Here is a 16,187-nt window from a genome sequence, read left to right on the forward strand (position 1 = left end):
GGCTTTTCAATTTTTAAGCAAACTGCGTGAGTAGGATTTTTTCAAAAAATCTTGCGGAGGAAAATAATGGGTAAGAGAACACTTGTAAAGCTCTCGAGAAAGACAAATCCGAGAATGATTAACCTTATTTTGACGCTTAAGAGCGCCAGTACAGAAAATGATGCACCGATCTGGTCAGCAATTGCCAAGAAATTGGAAAACCCGTCCAGAAACTATGCCGATGTCAATTTGAGTCAAATCAACAGACACGCCAAAGAAAACGATGTCCTTTTGGTTCCGGGAAAAGTTCTCGGCGCAGGCGACATCACCTTCCCCGTGACCGTTGCAGCATTGAACTTCAGCGTCGGTGCGTTTGACAAAATCACCGCAGCAGGCGGCACATGTGTCCGTATCGAAGACATCATCGAAGAGAACCCGACCGGTTCCGGCATCAGAATTTTCCAGTGAGGTGCAAAAGTATGACAGTTATTGACGCAAACGGATTAATTATGGGACGTCTGGCAAGCATTGTCGCAAAGCGTCTCCTTGCCGGTGAAAAGATCGATATTATCAACGCCGAAGGCGCGGTTGTTTCCGGAAACAAGTATGCGATTTTTGCAGACTACCGCCACTCTGTCGAGAGAGGAAGACCCGAATACGGTCCCTACTTCCCGAAGAGACCGGAGAGAATCTTGAAAAGAACAATTCGCGGCATGCTCCCGTACAAGAGACTGAGCGGCCGTAAAGCTATGGACAACCTCAAAGTCTACGTGGGTGTTCCGGCAGAACTTCAAAATGCGCAGGCCGAAACAATCGATGCCGCAAGTATGAAACGCCTCAGCTCCGCAAAATACGTGAAGCTCGGCGAAATCGGTAAGAACCTCGGCGCTAAGGTGGAGTGATTCAAATGGCAGAAAAAGTTGTAAACACTTCAGGTAAACATAAAACCGCTGTTGCCAGAGCAACCGTTAAGAGCGGAACAGGCATCGTCAGAATTAACAAAATCCCGCTTCCGATTTACGGCAACTGGCTTGTGAACCAAAAAGTTTCCGAGCCCGTCAACATTGCCGGTGAAGCCGTTATTTCAAAACTCGACATCAACGTCTCCGTTAAAGGCGGCGGATTTGTCGGCCAGGCAAACGCAGCACGCACGGCAATCGCAAAAGGCATCGTTGAATTTACCAACGATACAGCTATCCGCGACGCATTTGCCGAATTTGACAGAAGCTTGCTCGTCAGCGACTCCAGACAGAAAGAACCGAAATACTTCGGTGGTCCGGGCGCCAGAGCAAAATACCAGAAATCTTACAGATAAAGTGATAAACCATGATACCGGTCCGTTGTTTTTCATGCGGGAAAGTCATTGCTTCCGGATATGAAGAATTCAAAGCCAGAACTGAAGCCGGCGAAGATAAAGGCCAGGTCTTAAACGACCTCGGCTATACTCGCTACTGCTGCAGAAGAATGCTTTTGAGTCATATCGATATGGTTGACGTGATTGCACCGTACCAGTAAAAACAAGACATCAATTTGATTGATAAAACTAAAACAGCAGAAGCAGCCGTGTTTCGGTTTGTTTCTGTTCGTTTTCATATTTCAGAAACAGCGACGGACATTGTTCCGGGTGAAAGGGTATGAAACTCCAAGTACAAGAATATACACGGTTCGAAAGAGCCAGAATTGTCGGTGCCCGCGCCCTTCAGATTTCAATGGGTGCCCCCGTCTTAATTCAGGATTATGAGAAATCGGGTGTCGATCCGCTCTACATCGCTCTTGAAGAGTTTGAGAGAGGCGTCGTTCCGATTACCGTTAAAAGATAAAAGATTCAGCGGTTGCAAATCCATGAATTCGGATCGGATAGATTCGAAGAAATGTTTTGAAAACGTTTAATCGTTTTATGATTTTTGACGGTCATAATTTACATTCATCACTCATCGAATTAAGGAAATTAATCTAAAAATTAAGGAACTCAATTTAAATTTAAATTTACAGGTGATATTAAATGGAAAACCAAGAAGCACAACCTGCAGTTGAAGAAACCGCAGCAGCCAACGAGCAGAACTATCTCGTCTCAATCGACGAATACTTAGCAGCCGGTGTTCACATCGGTACTCAGCAGAAAACAAAAGACATGATGCGCTTTGTTTACCGTGTCAGAACCGACGGTCTTTATGTCCTTGATATTCAGTCCACCGACGAAAGAATTATTGCAGCCGCAGAATTGCTTTCCAAGTTCGACATCTCCCGCGTTCTGGTTGTCTCTTCCAGACAGTACGGCCAGTATCCGGCAAAGATGTTCGCCAGAGCAACAGGATGCCGCTCCGCACTCGGCCGTTTCATTCCGGGCATGCTGACCAATCCGCAGATGGACAACTATTTCGAACCCGAAATCGTTATCGTAACAGACCCTGCCGGCGACGCTCAGGTCATTAAAGAAGCATTCGACATCAACATCCCTGTTGTTGCGCTTGCCGACTCCAACAACCTGACCAAAAATGTCGATCTTGTCATCCCGACCAACAACAAAGGAAGAAAAGCACTTTCCCTCGTTTACTGGCTTTTGGCAAGAGAACTCTGCAAAATTAACGGCGTTCCCTTCAATTACGAACTTTCCGACTTTGAAGTGCCGCTTTAATTCAGCTGATTTTAAATTAATTCATTTGAACAAGTTTTTACTTGTTCACTTTTCTTTGTTTTTTTGATTCTCATTTCTTTGTTTTTGATTTCATTTCTTTGTTTTTGATTTCATTTCTTTGTTTTTGATTTCATTTCTTTGTTTTTGATTTCATTTCTTTGTTTTTGATTTCATTTCTTTGTTTTTGATCTTCATTCTTTTTTTATTAATTTTCAGTCTTTTCTTGCCGTTTTTAATCGTCATGTCTTCCTCTGTATATTAAATCTAATTATTCATATGTAACTTCAATTTCGATTGCAGTTAAAGGAAGACATTTATTATATCGGTTTTTATTGTTGTTTGCTTCTTGAACGAAAAAATGCGCAAACACTTCCCCAAAACAACCTCGGTTCCGAAATAAAACCCGATTTCATTCCCCAATCCATCCTGCATTTTTTTGTTCAGAAGCTGATATTGACTTTCGAATCAGATTTAAATATCAGAGATGAGATATGATTTGTTAATCGGAATGCAGGTCATTCTTTTTGAACTGTTTTGAAAAATTATTTGATGTAATCAGCGATTTAGAGATGTTTCAGATGAGCGGGAAGCCTATACCAAATACGGAAGATCCGGATGCATTGGATGCGGAAATTCTGTCTGAAAAAGATTTCATTCATCTTTTCTCTCAAATTTTTCAGTTCAAAAATAAGCCGCTTTTGTCGGGCTCCGAATTCGACGACTGCGCCGCGCTTCGTTTGGATTCTTTCTGCAAAGATCTGCCGCTTCAATCTTTAACATTCAGCACGGACACCGTTCGCGAATCTTCGGATTTTCCGGCCGGCATGACTTTTTGGCAGAAAGGATGGATGGCGGCGGCCGTCAATCTCAGTGACTTGGCCGCAATGGGCTCCGATCCCGTTGCTTTTTTGGCTTCTTTCGGCCTCCCGAAAACCATTTCTTTAAACGATGCCGGGGCGCTTGCGCAAGGAATTCAGGACTGTGTTTCTTTTTTCGGCGCCGAAGTCATCGGCGGAGACACGGAATCCAATGACGAACTGACAATCACGGGAACCGTTATCGGGATTTCCGAAAACAAAAATCTGATTCTCCGGAAAAACGTAAAATTCGGCGATTTGCTTTGCGTGACCGGGCTGACAGGATCGGCCGGTGTCGCGCTTTCGATTCTGCTCGGAAAAATCCGGGCGGAAAATGTTTCGGATGCCTTTTTGAAAAACCTGACCGAACCGTTTCCCCGGATTTTTGAAGGGAAAATGCTTGCAAAAAGCGGCGCCGTCAATTCAATGATTGACACAAGCGACGGCCTGGCCTCTTCGGTTTACGAATTATCGGCGCTTTCGGGCGTCTTTTTTGAAATTGACGAACAAAGTCTTCCGTTTGATGAGGAAGCTTTGGAAATCATTTTCTTGCATTTGAAAAACAAATGTGAACAAAATAAACACGATCAAAACGAAAACGAAAACGATAAAATTGGTTTAAATGGAAACGACGCGGCATTTGCCGCAGAAGCGCGTGCAATTCTCGCGCACGAAGCGCTTTACACGGGCGGCGACTACGAATTGCTGTTTACAATTCCGCCCGACAAGCTTTTAATTGTCGAAAAATTATTTGAAACATTCAATTCAAGCACTGTTGCAGATACGGCCGACCGTTTTAACGGCCTTTCTTCCGCCGGCAAATCCGGCCGATTTCCTTGCAAGTTCACGGTTATCGGAAAGACAATCGCCGAAAAAGAAAACGTCGTTCTCAGACATACAGAGTCCGGACAAGTAAGGCAGCCTCTGCTGAAAATGGGTTATGATTCGTTCAAAAAATATATATGATATGAAATTGTGAAATTATTCATCTGGTTTTGCTTTTGAGTAAAAAATCAAAGAATTTCACAAAAGAATTATAGAACATTCAAAGGAAAAAGATAAATTATGAAAAATATATTAAAATTCGCTGTCGTTTTACTGCTTTTGTTTGCGATGGTCGGAACGGCGAGCGCTGATGTGGGCACTGTAACTGCATCTGCTGAACCTCACACAACGAATGACGGTAATTATAATGTTACAATATCATGGACTGGATCAGGTACCGGGCCTTATACTGCTACTATTCAAGGCACATCTATTTCAGCTAATACAACTGGAGTCAATTCTGCCTTTTTTGAAGATGTTACTTTAACCCCCGGTGTTTTTACCGTCACGGTTGAAGATAGTCTTGCTGAGTCTATTCCTGGTACACTTGACATTCCTGCGCCTATCACACCTTTGGAAAAACCTGTCATGGATAATTTTAAGTCAAGTACAACTGCAGGAACAAATGTTTATTCTTTAACATGGGATTGGGTTGCTTACCCTGCAGGAACTTCACTTCTTTATAATAATTCAAACACTTGGACTACTGTTACAGCTGTTCCTTTTGAGGTCACTGGTGATCCGCTTTCTAATCAAATTTTTGAATTTAAGTTGAATGATTCTACCATTGACAGTCCGAGCACTACTTTTGAGTTTAAGAAAATTGGTTTTGCCAATACAACTACAACAGATTCTATTACCTGGACTTTAGATACTTCCGGCTGGGAGGATTTCGAATATAATGTAACTAAAGTGGATGGCGGAGATGTTGTTGTTGCGGATACCACCGTATCTTCCGGCTCGCCGACAGAAATTAAAGCGGAAAATTTGGATCCTGAAACAGAATACAAACTTACAATTCGCGGTAATAATTCAAATGGTAAAGGTCTTTGGACAACAAACACCGTTAAAACAGAAGATGCCGCAGTAGTTTTGATTAAATCTATTGAACCGACTAAATATTATGACGCTTCCAAAGGTGAAAACCAAAATCCGATTAATGATGTGGAAAACGGCACAACTCTGAAATTAAATGTGACGACTGAAAAAGCATCCACTTTCAAATGGACTTTAATTTATGACAAAGGATTAGACGGCACCGAAGACAAAAATTCGGAACTTAATAACGGATCAAATACAAATGATACGTTCTATGAATTGACCTGGAAGCCTTCTAAAACCGGAAAATACATCTTGTCTCTGGAAATTGCTGACAAGGATACGCCTGCCAAAAAGCAAAATGTGAAATGGGAAATTAATATTCCCGAAAGATCTACCGGCAGCCGTGTTTGGGAACAAGGAATGCCCACGGATTATACTTGGGACGCACGCAGCTTCTCCGGATTTTATTATAATTTGGATACCGGTCAAGGCAATGAAAGTATGACTATCAAAAATATTGGTCGTACAATTGATGACGGAGACTTAACTTATACAACGACAACATCTTCCACCGATTATGATTTCTCAAGTTGGGGAAGTTATGATATTGTCGGTTTCATGGGTGACAAATACTTTGCCGGCGACAGTAAGAGCAGTTTGATGAAGAACGGAAATCTTTCAAAAGTATTGATTGATACCGATGATAAGATTCAGCTGCGTACCGGTCAGCAATATGCTCTTGAAGAAGGATATTCCATTTCCGTCCAGCAAATTGATATTAACGGCGGTAAAGCGCAAATCATCTTTTCAAAGGATGGCAAAGAAATCGGAAGTTACATCACAAACGAAAATGAAGATGCCATCTATGCGAAAAATGTCGGCAGCGGCAGCGGCAATAATACAACCTTTGTGAAAACACGTGTTAAAAGTGTTTTCCAGGGAACAGAAAGCGCAATTGTTGAACTTGAAGGTTTCTTCCAGATTTCCGACAAATTGACGAGACTAGAAGAAGGAACAACAATCGGTAAAATGGAAATTACCAGTGTTTCCGGTGACAGAATCGAAATGGAAAATGACGGAAGAATCAGCTTGAGTCAGGATTCTGAAGTTGAATTGATGGGCAGAGTCAAACTCGTCGTTGCAGATTCGGGCACTTTGAGATTTATGCCGGTTATTGAATATAATGACCCGGGCGTTTATGAAATCCGCGGTACCGTTTCAGATTTCGGCAATTCTGATTACATCATTATGGAATGGAATCCTCGCAATTTCGAAGGATTCTATTATGATATCAATGATGACATGAAGACTTCTGAAGTTCTCACGATTGAACAAACACTTACCAACAGTTCCCGTACAATCGACAAAGGAAATTTGACATACACGTCTAAAATTCAGGAAGTCAGTTACAATTATTCCGGATGGAATGAAAAGTATTCCGTTGTCGGTTTCATGGGTGAAAAATACTATGCCGGTGATGGCGGCAGTTTGCTGAAAGACGGCAATTTGTCCAAAGTTTTGGTTGACCGCGATGATGGATACCAAATGCGTGTCGGATCTTATTTGACGCTTGAAGAAGGCGTTTCAGTCAAGGTCGAACAAATTGATACCAATGGTAATAAAGCCCGCCTTGTCGTTGAACGAAACGGAAGGGAAATTTATTCTGATATCGTTTCCGCAGGAAATGATTTGGTTTATGAAGGCAACTTCAGCAAAATCAATGATACGTCTTTCATCCGTGTTCGCGTTGACTCTGTTTTCCAGGGTACTGAAAGCAGTATCGTCTCTATTTCGGGTGTCTTCCAAGCTTCTTTGGAATTAACGAAACTTGATTCAGATACGAAGTACGGCAAAATGAAAATGGATGATTACAATAAAGAAGGTATCAGCCTTTCCAGTGATGAAAGAATTACGCTTTCACAAGACAGTGATGTTGATTTCATGAAAGTCGGAAACGACACGATGTACTTTAAGGTCGGCGACAACAGCACATTGAGATTTGCGCCTGTTGTTGAGCGTACAATCGGCTCCACTGATCCGTTGACGGTTTCTTTGAATCAGAGCAATGTCACGGTTGGGGATTCCGTTAAAATCACGGTCACTGACCGCGGATTGGAACTTGAAGGCGTCACAGTTTACGTCAACGGATCCAGCATCGGTACAACCAACAGTTCCGGTGAAGTCAATTATACGGCAAATTCGGTTGGTTCTTTCAAAGTGACGGGTGAAAAATCCGGCTTTGTGAACGGCAGCACAACTTTGAACGTTGCCGAAAAACTCGTCAACATGACTGTCCGCGTCTCTCCCGAGCAGCTTTACTACGGCATGACCGGAACAATCAAAGCCACCGATTCTTTGAACGGATCGGCTGTTGCGGACGCAACGGTTTATGTCAGCGGCGAGAGAGTCGGTACAACCAACTCTTCGGGTGAGTTCAACTACACGTTTAACAACACCGGCAACATAACGATTGATGTTTCCAAGGACAAATACAACAACGGCAGCACAACTGTCAGTATTTCTCAGGAAGTTGCTTTCGTTTATGAAAACTTTGCTTTGAGTCCGGACGAACCGGCGGCTAAGAAAGCTGTTAAAGTGACATTCGATGTTTCCAACAACGGTATTAAAAGCGGTTCTCACGACTTGAGTCTGGTTTTGACGGACAGCAGCGGAAACGTTATTGATCAGGACAACAGCACCGTGACGGTGGATGTCGGTAAAACAAAGAGCGTTACTTTGTCGGTCAAAGCACCCGAAGAAGGCACATACAAACTGACATTGAAAGAAGTCGATTCCAACAGAACGATTAACCTGCCTTCGAGCATGTCCACGATTTCAGTCGGTGAAGCAACATTCGGCTCAACCGTTCTGTATGTCGTCCTGGCGATTGTGGCAATCATTGTTATTGCCGTCATCGGCTTTGTTGCTTACCTCTTCGGTGTGAAAGGCGCAACCAAAGACAACTATCAGTCTGTTGCTCAGGAAATCTTTGACGATGTCAAATCAAAGTTTAAGAGATAAAATTTGATGAAATAACGGGTTTGGAGTTTTCCAAACCTTATTTTTCTTTTTTCTCTTTTTCTTTTTTTATTTTGTTTTCATTTTGCCTTCGTTTGTTTTTATTTTCGTTTTGTTTGTTTCGCTGTTTTCATTTTCATTTTCGTTTTTTACATTTACAGTATTTGCTGCAACGTTTGTCTGCGATGCGGTCAGCGAATTTGCATTGCAGTCGGCGTTTCCATATGCATCCGCTTCTTTTTTGAGCAGCCGTTCGCTTGCGCGAACGGGGGCACAGCTACCTTACTGTTTCCGTTTGCGCTGCTGCCTTACTGTTTCCGTTTGCGCTGCTGCCTTACTGTTTCCGTTTGCGCTGCTACCTTACTGTTTTCGTTTGCGCTGCTGCCTTGCCGCTTCCGCCTGCGGCCGCGCGCGTACCCATGCAATTTTGAAACAAACAAAAAACAATCTGCGCTTTTTGAAAAGCAAAAAAACCGGAATCCGGTTTGAAAAATAAAAAAGAAATTTAAAAATCAGAATAATGAAAATGCATTCATCCGACTTTCCGCATCGCAATTTCGATGGCTTCCGTAATGCTTTCTTTGGGCATGATCGTTGTGACGGGGATGGATACGATTTTTTCAACGGTGTGGCTGACAATCGGGGCGCACACCAGCGCTTTGGCGCCGTCTCTTTCGGCGCGCGTGGCGACGATGATGGCTTCTTCGATGGAGTTGGCGGAGTATTCTTTGACCGTAATCAGGCGGCCGCCGATTTTTCTTTTTGTTTCCGTGATTGTGTCTAAAACCATGCGTGCGGCAATGACGGCAATAAATTCGTCCGTCGGCATTTCATGCTTTTTGACGGTGTTGACAATCTGGCGGAGCGTTTTGATATTCGGGGCGCGGTTTCCGGATAGGATTTTGTACAGCGTGCTGTGCGGAATGCCGGCTTCGTTTGAAAAATCAACGGCGTTCATGTTTAAGTCTTCTTTAATCACGCGGTGGAGGACAATTTGGAAATTCTTGTCCGATTCAAACGCGGCTTTAATTAAACGGTCCGATATGTTCATTTTATCACTTTTTCCTCATCATCATTTTTGTTTTTGTTTGCTTTTCTGTTAGTTTTGTTAGATTTGTTTCCGTTTTTGTTGGTCTTGTTGTTGCTTTTGTTGGTCTTGTTACCTTTTTTGTTGCCGTTTTTATTTTCATTTATTCGCCTTTTTTAATTTTCCTTTTTTAATTTTTTGAAATAAAATTCGGGCGGCATTTTTAATGATTTTGTCTGATTTTCTATTGTCCATAAAAGGAAACAGAGTATAAAAAATTATCACAATAATGATAAAAATCGTTCGATTTCGGATAGCTTTTTATATTAATTTCAAAGAATTACAATTTGCGGCTTGGTTTGCCGTAAAAAACAAAAAAATTCCCTTTCCGAATTAAACAATTCGGAAAAAAAGTGTTTCGAGGAAATTAAATTCGACATGACATGCTGATCTATCTCTCAGTTTGTCACTTTTCATTCCCCTGTATTAAATGCCGTTAACCGTTTTCTCGAAACACTTCACTCATTGAAACTTTACAGTATTACACTTTGCATTATATTTGAATTACACTTTGAATCATTTATATTGTATTGCAGCATATTAAATTTTAAAATTATACGTTTGAATTTATTCTAAAATTCTAATTGCACAATTCAAAATATGATTGTTTTTGATTTTTTCGGAGGTTTATTATGAAAAAAATAATGCTTCTCGGTCTTGCCGTTCTGCTGGTCTGCGCTGTTGCGTTTTCCGGCTGTCTGAGCAATGACAAAGACACAGATGTTATTATCGGCTACCAGCCGAGCACGCACCAAATGGCTTACACCAGCGCAAAAGCGCTTGACTGGTGGGCCGAAAACTTAACGCAAATTGAAGGCATCGGCAAAGTCAGCGACAAATCCTTCCCGAGCGGTCCGTCCGAAGCCACAGCGCTTGCGTCCAACGCTATCCAGGCCGCTTACATCGGCGCCGCGCCGCTTATCCCGTCCATTGCTCAAGGCAATGATTTGAAAATCGTCGCAGCCGTCCAAATTAACGGATCCGGCTTGATCGTTCCGACAAATGCGGATTACACAGACCCCACATACTTTGAAGGCAAAAAAATCGCAACCTTCCCGCCCGGCTCCATTCAGGACACACTTTTGAAACAGTGGCTCGCCGACAACGGCGTTGATATGACAAAAGTCGACATTAAAGGCATGGACTCCGGTGAAGCGCAAACCGCTTTGAAAGCAGGTTCTGTCGATGCTGTTTTCCTGCCGCACCCCGCACCCTCCATCATTGTGCAGGCCGGCGACGGTAAAGTTGTGATGGACTCCGGCGAAATGTCACCCGACCACGCCTGCTGTGTTTTGGCTGTCAGCCAGAAATTCATCGACGAACACCCCGATGTTGTTGCCGAGCTTGTCAAAGTCCACGCCGACGCAACAAAATACACCAACGAAAACCCTGAAGAAGCCGCCAAATATTATGCGAACATCACAGGCGTTTCCGAATCAATCATTCTCCAGTCCATCAGCGACTGGGACGGCGCATGGATTTCCGACCCGTACGTCATTGAAGATTACGTCGTTGCTTACGCAAAATCTCAGTATGATCAAGGTTTGGTTTCCAAACAATTGACATCCGAAGACCTCTTTGACATGTCATTCTACGACGCCTATGTCAAAGCAAACTGATTTCTCTATCGAAATCCCTCTTTGAAACAGTAAAACGAAAATAAGCTGCCGGCAATCGGCAGCTTTTATTTTTATTGTTTTTGATTTTCGTTTCTCTTTTTATTGTTTTTGATTTTCATTTCTCTTTTTTGATTTTTCTTATGCTTTTGTTTTTGTTTTTGCTTTTGTTTTTATTTTCCGTCTATTGTTTTCCCGTTTTCAATTCTGATCTTTTTTAAAAAAGCAAAGTTATTTTAACGGGTATTCCTGTTTTTCAGATAAATTCAGATATTATTTATTTCGAGGGTTCTGCTTGTCTTCTTCTGATTCTTCCAAAACCGATTCTCAGGATATTGTTTCTGACATCTCCGACGAGTTTGACGGTTCCAATCTTTCCGATGCTTCCGATACTTCTGATGTTTCCGATTTATCGCCGCCCGAACTTTTGGCACCGGCAGGTACGTTCCTCTCGCTTATTGCCGCCGTTCAAAACGGCGCCGATGCCGTTTACATGGGCGCTTCCCGTTTCAGCGCGCGCGCGTACGCCGGCAATTTTTCGGATTCGGAACTTGCCGCGGGAATTGATTACGCGCATGCGTTCGGAAAAAAAGTGTACGTGACGCTGAACACGCTTTACAAAGACGATGAGCTGGACGATGTCATGCTTCTGCTTGACGAACTTTACTGCCGCGGCGTTGACAGCGTGATTGTTCAGGATTTGGGCCTGCTTTTCAGAGCCGCTTCAAGATATCCGGATTTCGCCGTTCATGCCAGCACGCAGATGACCGTTCACAATTCTTATCACGCGTCTTTTCTTCAAAAGCACGGCGTTTCCCGTGTCGTTCCTGCTCGTGAAAATTCGATTCCCGAGCTGGCGGAAATTAAGAAAACAGGCGTCGAAGTTGAAACATTCGTTCACGGCGCGCTTTGCATCTGCTATTCCGGCCAATGTCTTTTCAGCAGCCTTGTCGGCTCGCGCAGCGGCAACCGCGGAAAATGTGCTCAGCCGTGCCGAAAAAGATATACTTTGCTGGTTCGCGGGAAGCCTGTTTTCGTTGACGGCCAATACCTTCTCAGCCCGAAAGATTTGAACGCATCAGAAACGCTCAAAAATCTCATTCAGGCAGGCGTCGACTCTTTTAAAATTGAAGGGCGTATGAAAAAACCCGAATATGTGGCAGGCGTCGTTTCCGTTTACAGAAATCTCATCGACAGAATCATTTCCGAACAGAACTCCGGTACCTTGCCGACACCGGCCGAAGAAGAAAAACTTTTAAAACTTTTCAATCGCGGATTTACCGGCGGTTATTTCTTCAAAAACCCGAAAAACGATTTGATGAGCCGAAAACTGCCGTACAATAAAGGCATTCCCGTCGGCAAAATCACGCAGACCGACCGCCGAAACTCAAACATTTCCGTCTTGCTCGAATCGGAACTTTCCGCGCACGACGGCATTTCAATCGGCGACATCGGCAAAAATATGAACTCAACGGAAGATCCGCGCATCGGATTCACGGTTAAAAAAATGTATGTCGGACGCAAAATCTGCAGCAAAGCAGGCCCCGGCGATACCGTTGAAATTCCAATGCCGCCTGCCGAATACGGCTCCAAATTCCCCGCCGCGGGCGATTCCGTTTACAAAACATTCGATTTTGAACTTCAAAAAGATCTCTTAAAAACTTTCCCCGCCGCCGCCACGGATGAAGAAAGAACGGCACTGATTGAAGAAACCGTTTTATCCGCTTACGGTGGTTCGTCTTCATGCAACCTGTCCGCTGCTGATTCTTCTGCCGTTTCTCCGGCTGATGATTCTTCTGTCGTTTCTCCTGCCGATAGTCTTTCTGTTCCCGAAATGATTGAAAAATTATCTCCTTCGGAATCCATTCAAATTCCGGTTTCGTTTGACTGCAAACTCACTGTCGGAATGCCGATTTTAATCACCGCTTCCGATTCTGAAGGGCTGTCCGTTTCCGTATCTTCCGATTATATTATCGAGCCTGCTCAAAAAAATCCGTTTTCAAAAGAACAGGCATCGGACCTTTTGTTCAAACTCGGCGGCACGATCTGGCAGACACAATCCGCCGATGTTTCCGTTTCCGGAGATTGTTTTGTTCCGGTCGGCGAATTTAAAAATGCCCGGAACAAAGTGCTTCAGGCATTGTTAAATGAGCGCATTGTCCGCCGCCAAAGACAGCTGCCCGGGAATTTAAATTCAAACGATTCAAACAAAGCATCCGGCATTCTGCAGACCGATTCGGAATCCGATTTTCCGGCGCCCGAAATTTCCGTTTGCGTTTATTCAAAAGAGGGATTGTTTGCAGCACTCAATGCCGGCGCCGATCGGATTTATGCCGGCGGCGATTTATTCAAAGATCCGGTTTCCGGTGTTGAATTCGGTTTGACGGCCGAAGATCTTCGCGGCCTTCAAAACGAGCTTTCAGCTTCGGATTTGGATAACATTTTCTTCAAAACGCCGTCGGTGACAAAAGAAAATGATTTCGTTTCATTAAAGCAAAATCTTGAAATTTTAAAAGAAACCGGCATTTCCGGCATTTTGGCATCCAACGTCGGCGTTTATGAATTCATTCAATCCGATTCCGATTTTGCGGATTACTTTAAAATCGCGATTGATCTTTCTTTTAACATCTTCAACTCAAATGCCGCCGATTTCTTTTTCGGTCAAGGCGTGTCGTCGGTCATTGTTTCTCCGGAACTTTCGATTTCCGAGATTGACAAACTCATTCAATCCTCTGCTTCTGCGGCGGATTCGTTCCCCGTATTCGAATGCTGTGTTCACGGCCGACAAAGACTGATGATTACGGAACATCCGCTGCTTCAGTCTCTGCTTGCGGGTAAGTCTTTTTCATCGCCGCAGGCATCCGCGTTCGAGTCAGAATCCGAGACCGCGTCCGATTTCAAAACAAATTTCGGGTCAAATTCCGAATCGGTTTCATTATCCGATTACATGCTCAAAGATTCCAAAAATTATCAGTTTCCGGTTTTAACAGACGCGGCCGGCAGAAATCATCTTTTTAATTCCAAAGAATTGAATGCATTTGATCTGCTTTCAAAAATCCGCAAAGCAGGCATTTCATGCTTCAGGATTGACGGCATCGGACATACAAGCGAAGAGATTTTTTCGTTGGTAAAATCTTATAAAACCGAACTCAGCCGCATTGATCATACGGCGGAAAAAACAGACGGGAAAATGATTGAAACGGCCGAAACAACCAAAACAGCCAAAACAGAAAATCTTTCCGAAAATCGGTCGGAAGATGTTATTTTGTATTCGCAGGACGGCTCGGAATATACAAAAGGAAATTTCCTGCGAAGCACGGATTAATTTCAATTCAAAAACGATATCCGACTTCAACTCCATCTTTGAAACTCGATGTCGGTTTTTGAAGCCCGTTTCCATTTTTCAAATCTGATTTTGATTTTGATTTTAATTTGGTTTGATTTTGATTTTGATTTTGATTTTGATTTTAATTTGATTTGATTTGATTTGATTTTAATTTGATTTGATTTGATTTTTTGAATTTGATTTCATCTTTAAATTTGATAATTTCTTTTTGAATTTAATTTTCAATTTCGGTATGGTTCGGCAGCATTCATGTTGTATTTCGATTGAAAATGACAATTTTTGAACCGGCGAGATGTTATGTCGTTCTTCTGTTATTTTTATTTTAAAATCGATATTGCTCTGCCGATTTTTTAATAATTTCATTTGATTTATTTCAATTAAATTTAAATAAGTTAAATGATTGGTTATAATAATCATTCGCAATTAATATTAAAATTCTTAGACTGTTATGTTGAATTCGTTCATTCTGATTCTTCCTTAACACTTACTTAATTGTCATCTCGTATAATGGAGTATTTCATTAGTATTATTTTTTAACAGTAGTATTCCGTTATGCTTTTAAATTAAAACATCTTATAAATATTAAGTAAGTTCTAAGGTATAGAGTTATACAAATGTAATTTTGAAACAAAACCTTTAATTACAACCGTTTCACTTATACCTTTTATTAACCTTCATCAATGATCATTACATTTAAAAATTTTATACACTGTTTGGTCTTGATGAACCCTTACATCTATTATTACAAAAACAGAGAGAGGGAGCAATGAAAATCAGAATTGTCAGTTCAAAAGATGAAATCGGAACATTGAAATCGGGTGACAAAATTATTCATTTGGCATTCCGGCCTTCCAATAAGGATATTATGACATTGATTTCGCGCTGTTCAAGCGTTCAAGCAATTCATATTCCGGGTTCTTACAAAAAAACATTATCTGAAAAAAATAATTTGAAATTTTAAAAACGATACAGGTTTTGTTGGTTTGCCGGTTACGGCCGATGTCAGCTCTTATTATCTCTGATACCGTCGGCCGCGGCACAATTTATTTTTATTTTTTTGCATTCTATCTATCGGTTTTTATTTTTGACAGTCTTGCATTCTATTTTTGACAGCATTGTATTATTTTGTTTTTTGACAGCACTATATTATTCTGTTTGACAGTGACAGTCTTTGCATTCTATTATTGACAAAATCATTTTTTAGTGCCGGTTCGGCTTTTCTGTTGAATACTTTCTCTCCGCGCGGCAAATTCTCATATATCTGTATGTGCCTTTTTGATTTATGACGGAATTTGAAAGAGGCTTAGTCACTTCTTTTAACAATTATTTCAAAGAAAACAATATGCGCGGCATTTCATATCGATTGAAGCAGCACCGTTTCACATCTCAGTTTCTGGATGTTTTAGTCGATTCGCTCCATCCCGATTATTACATGGGCATCGAATGCAAAAGCATCTCTGTTGAAAAAGGAACAAAAGCCCTTTATTTTACGCAGCATTTCACGACGGATAAAAAAGGTGTGCATCAAATCGAACGCATTTCTGATTTTCTGAATTTGTCCGGAAGATGCGGTTTTTTGGCCGTTGAGCTTCGTTACGGCGTCGGCCGGCCGCGGGAAGCCTATGCGATTCCGTGGAAAGACATTTGGGCGCGTTTTCAGTCCGAATCTTTGAAATTCACAATTGAAGAAATCAGCAGTTATCCCTCGATTGTTCGTTCCGGCGGCGGTTATCGGGTGGAGCCGGAAATGTGGGTTAAAAAATAATTCCTGTCTCATTCACAG

The 16,187-nt window shown here is 42.2% G+C and carries 15 protein-coding genes; 13 read left to right on the top strand and 2 right to left on the bottom strand.

The annotated features are described in order from the left end of the window. Positions 1–66 precede the first annotated feature (66 nt). From MmiAt1_RS03480 to MmiAt1_RS03520, 9 genes are all read left to right on the top strand, one after another. On the top strand, positions 67–447 hold the full coding sequence (locus MmiAt1_RS03480) for a 50S ribosomal protein L18e (protein ID WP_318785510.1): 381 nt from the start codon (positions 67–69) through the stop codon (positions 445–447). A gap of 11 nt (positions 448–458) precedes the next feature. After that, positions 459–881 (top strand): 50S ribosomal protein L13, encoded by a 423-nt coding sequence (locus MmiAt1_RS03485; protein WP_318785511.1) that lies wholly within the window; start codon positions 459–461, stop codon positions 879–881. A gap of 5 nt (positions 882–886) precedes the next feature. Then, positions 887–1,294: a 30S ribosomal protein S9 gene (locus MmiAt1_RS03490; protein WP_318785512.1), complete on the top strand. Its 408-nt coding sequence runs from the start codon at positions 887–889 to the stop codon at positions 1,292–1,294. 11 nt (positions 1,295–1,305) lie between these two features. Next, positions 1,306–1,494 carry a DNA-directed RNA polymerase subunit N gene (locus MmiAt1_RS03495; protein WP_318785513.1) on the top strand — a complete coding sequence of 63 codons (189 nt, stop codon included), beginning with the start codon at positions 1,306–1,308 and terminating at the stop codon, positions 1,492–1,494. Positions 1,495–1,613: 119 nt separating this feature from the next. Then, positions 1,614–1,799 carry a DNA-directed RNA polymerase subunit K gene (locus MmiAt1_RS03500; RefSeq protein ID WP_133517917.1) on the top strand — a complete coding sequence of 62 codons (186 nt, stop codon included), beginning with the start codon at positions 1,614–1,616 and terminating at the stop codon, positions 1,797–1,799. Between the two features lie 182 nt (positions 1,800–1,981). Beyond that, positions 1,982–2,614: a 30S ribosomal protein S2 gene (rpsB, locus tag MmiAt1_RS03505; RefSeq protein ID WP_318785514.1), complete on the top strand. Its 633-nt coding sequence runs from the start codon at positions 1,982–1,984 to the stop codon at positions 2,612–2,614. Positions 2,615–3,192: 578 nt separating this feature from the next. Continuing rightward, positions 3,193–4,437, top strand: a complete 1,245-nt coding sequence (gene thiL, locus MmiAt1_RS03510; RefSeq protein ID WP_318785515.1) for a thiamine-phosphate kinase — start codon at positions 3,193–3,195, stop codon at positions 4,435–4,437. A 99-nt stretch (positions 4,438–4,536) separates the two neighbouring features. Further along, positions 4,537–8,358, top strand: a complete 3,822-nt coding sequence (locus tag MmiAt1_RS03515) for an S-layer protein domain-containing protein (RefSeq protein WP_318785516.1) — start codon at positions 4,537–4,539, stop codon at positions 8,356–8,358. 202 nt (positions 8,359–8,560) lie between these two features. Next, complete coding sequence (locus MmiAt1_RS03520) at positions 8,561–8,851, top strand: hypothetical protein (protein ID WP_318785517.1); 291 nt, start codon at positions 8,561–8,563, stop codon at positions 8,849–8,851. Positions 8,852–8,887: 36 nt separating this feature from the next. Here MmiAt1_RS03520 and MmiAt1_RS03525 read toward each other — a convergent pair whose 3' ends face one another. Both MmiAt1_RS03525 and MmiAt1_RS03530 read right to left on the bottom strand, forming a co-directional pair. Then, positions 8,888–9,406, bottom strand: a complete 519-nt coding sequence (locus MmiAt1_RS03525; RefSeq protein WP_318785518.1) for a helix-turn-helix domain-containing protein — start codon at positions 9,404–9,406, stop codon at positions 8,888–8,890. A 4-nt stretch (positions 9,407–9,410) separates the two neighbouring features. Beyond that, positions 9,411–9,545 carry a hypothetical protein gene (locus MmiAt1_RS03530; protein ID WP_318785519.1) on the bottom strand — a complete coding sequence of 45 codons (135 nt, stop codon included), beginning with the start codon at positions 9,543–9,545 and terminating at the stop codon, positions 9,411–9,413. A gap of 529 nt (positions 9,546–10,074) precedes the next feature. Between MmiAt1_RS03530 and MmiAt1_RS03535 the strand changes: the two genes are divergently transcribed. The 4 genes from MmiAt1_RS03535 (at position 10,075) to MmiAt1_RS03550 (ending at position 16,169) form a co-directional block, all read left to right on the top strand. Then, positions 10,075–11,061, top strand: a complete 987-nt coding sequence (locus MmiAt1_RS03535) for an ABC transporter substrate-binding protein (protein ID WP_318785520.1) — start codon at positions 10,075–10,077, stop codon at positions 11,059–11,061. A gap of 292 nt (positions 11,062–11,353) precedes the next feature. Further along, positions 11,354–14,383, top strand: coding sequence for a U32 family peptidase (locus MmiAt1_RS03540; protein ID WP_318785521.1), 3,030 nt, complete (start codon positions 11,354–11,356; stop codon positions 14,381–14,383). A gap of 787 nt (positions 14,384–15,170) precedes the next feature. Then, positions 15,171–15,365 carry a DUF1699 family protein gene (locus tag MmiAt1_RS03545; RefSeq protein ID WP_420891279.1) on the top strand — a complete coding sequence of 65 codons (195 nt, stop codon included), beginning with the start codon at positions 15,171–15,173 and terminating at the stop codon, positions 15,363–15,365. A gap of 321 nt (positions 15,366–15,686) precedes the next feature. After that, the gene (locus MmiAt1_RS03550) at positions 15,687–16,169 is read left to right on the top strand and encodes a hypothetical protein (RefSeq protein WP_318785522.1); all 483 of its coding nucleotides are present in this window, start codon (positions 15,687–15,689) and stop codon (positions 16,167–16,169) included. The last annotated feature ends 18 nt before the right edge of the window (positions 16,170–16,187 follow it).

This window comes from Methanimicrococcus hacksteinii (assembly GCF_032714515.1).
Taxonomy (GTDB): domain Archaea; phylum Halobacteriota; class Methanosarcinia; order Methanosarcinales; family Methanosarcinaceae; genus Methanimicrococcus; species Methanimicrococcus hacksteinii.

Bases quoted from the DNA above. Each gene is read 5' to 3' on its own strand.
- MmiAt1_RS03535 (WP_318785520.1), top strand. From the start codon at position 10,075: ATGAAAAAAATAATGCTTCTCGGTCTTGCCGTTCTGCTGGTCTGCGCT.
- MmiAt1_RS03485 (WP_318785511.1), top strand. From the start codon at position 459: ATGACAGTTATTGACGCAAACGGATTAATTATGGGACGTCTGGCAAGC.
- MmiAt1_RS03490 (WP_318785512.1), top strand. From the start codon at position 887: ATGGCAGAAAAAGTTGTAAACACTTCAGGTAAACATAAAACCGCTGTT.
- MmiAt1_RS03545 (WP_420891279.1), top strand. From the start codon at position 15,171: ATGAAAATCAGAATTGTCAGTTCAAAAGATGAAATCGGAACATTGAAA.
- thiL (WP_318785515.1), top strand. From the start codon at position 3,193: ATGAGCGGGAAGCCTATACCAAATACGGAAGATCCGGATGCATTGGAT.
- rpsB (WP_318785514.1), top strand. From the start codon at position 1,982: ATGGAAAACCAAGAAGCACAACCTGCAGTTGAAGAAACCGCAGCAGCC.
- MmiAt1_RS03550 (WP_318785522.1), top strand. From the start codon at position 15,687: ATGACGGAATTTGAAAGAGGCTTAGTCACTTCTTTTAACAATTATTTC.
- MmiAt1_RS03500 (WP_133517917.1), top strand. From the start codon at position 1,614: ATGAAACTCCAAGTACAAGAATATACACGGTTCGAAAGAGCCAGAATT.
- MmiAt1_RS03530 (WP_318785519.1), bottom strand. From the start codon at position 9,545: ATGAAAATAAAAACGGCAACAAAAAAGGTAACAAGACCAACAAAAGCA.
- MmiAt1_RS03495 (WP_318785513.1), top strand. From the start codon at position 1,306: ATGATACCGGTCCGTTGTTTTTCATGCGGGAAAGTCATTGCTTCCGGA.
- MmiAt1_RS03515 (WP_318785516.1), top strand. From the start codon at position 4,537: ATGAAAAATATATTAAAATTCGCTGTCGTTTTACTGCTTTTGTTTGCG.
- MmiAt1_RS03480 (WP_318785510.1), top strand. From the start codon at position 67: ATGGGTAAGAGAACACTTGTAAAGCTCTCGAGAAAGACAAATCCGAGA.
- MmiAt1_RS03525 (WP_318785518.1), bottom strand. From the start codon at position 9,406: ATGAACATATCGGACCGTTTAATTAAAGCCGCGTTTGAATCGGACAAG.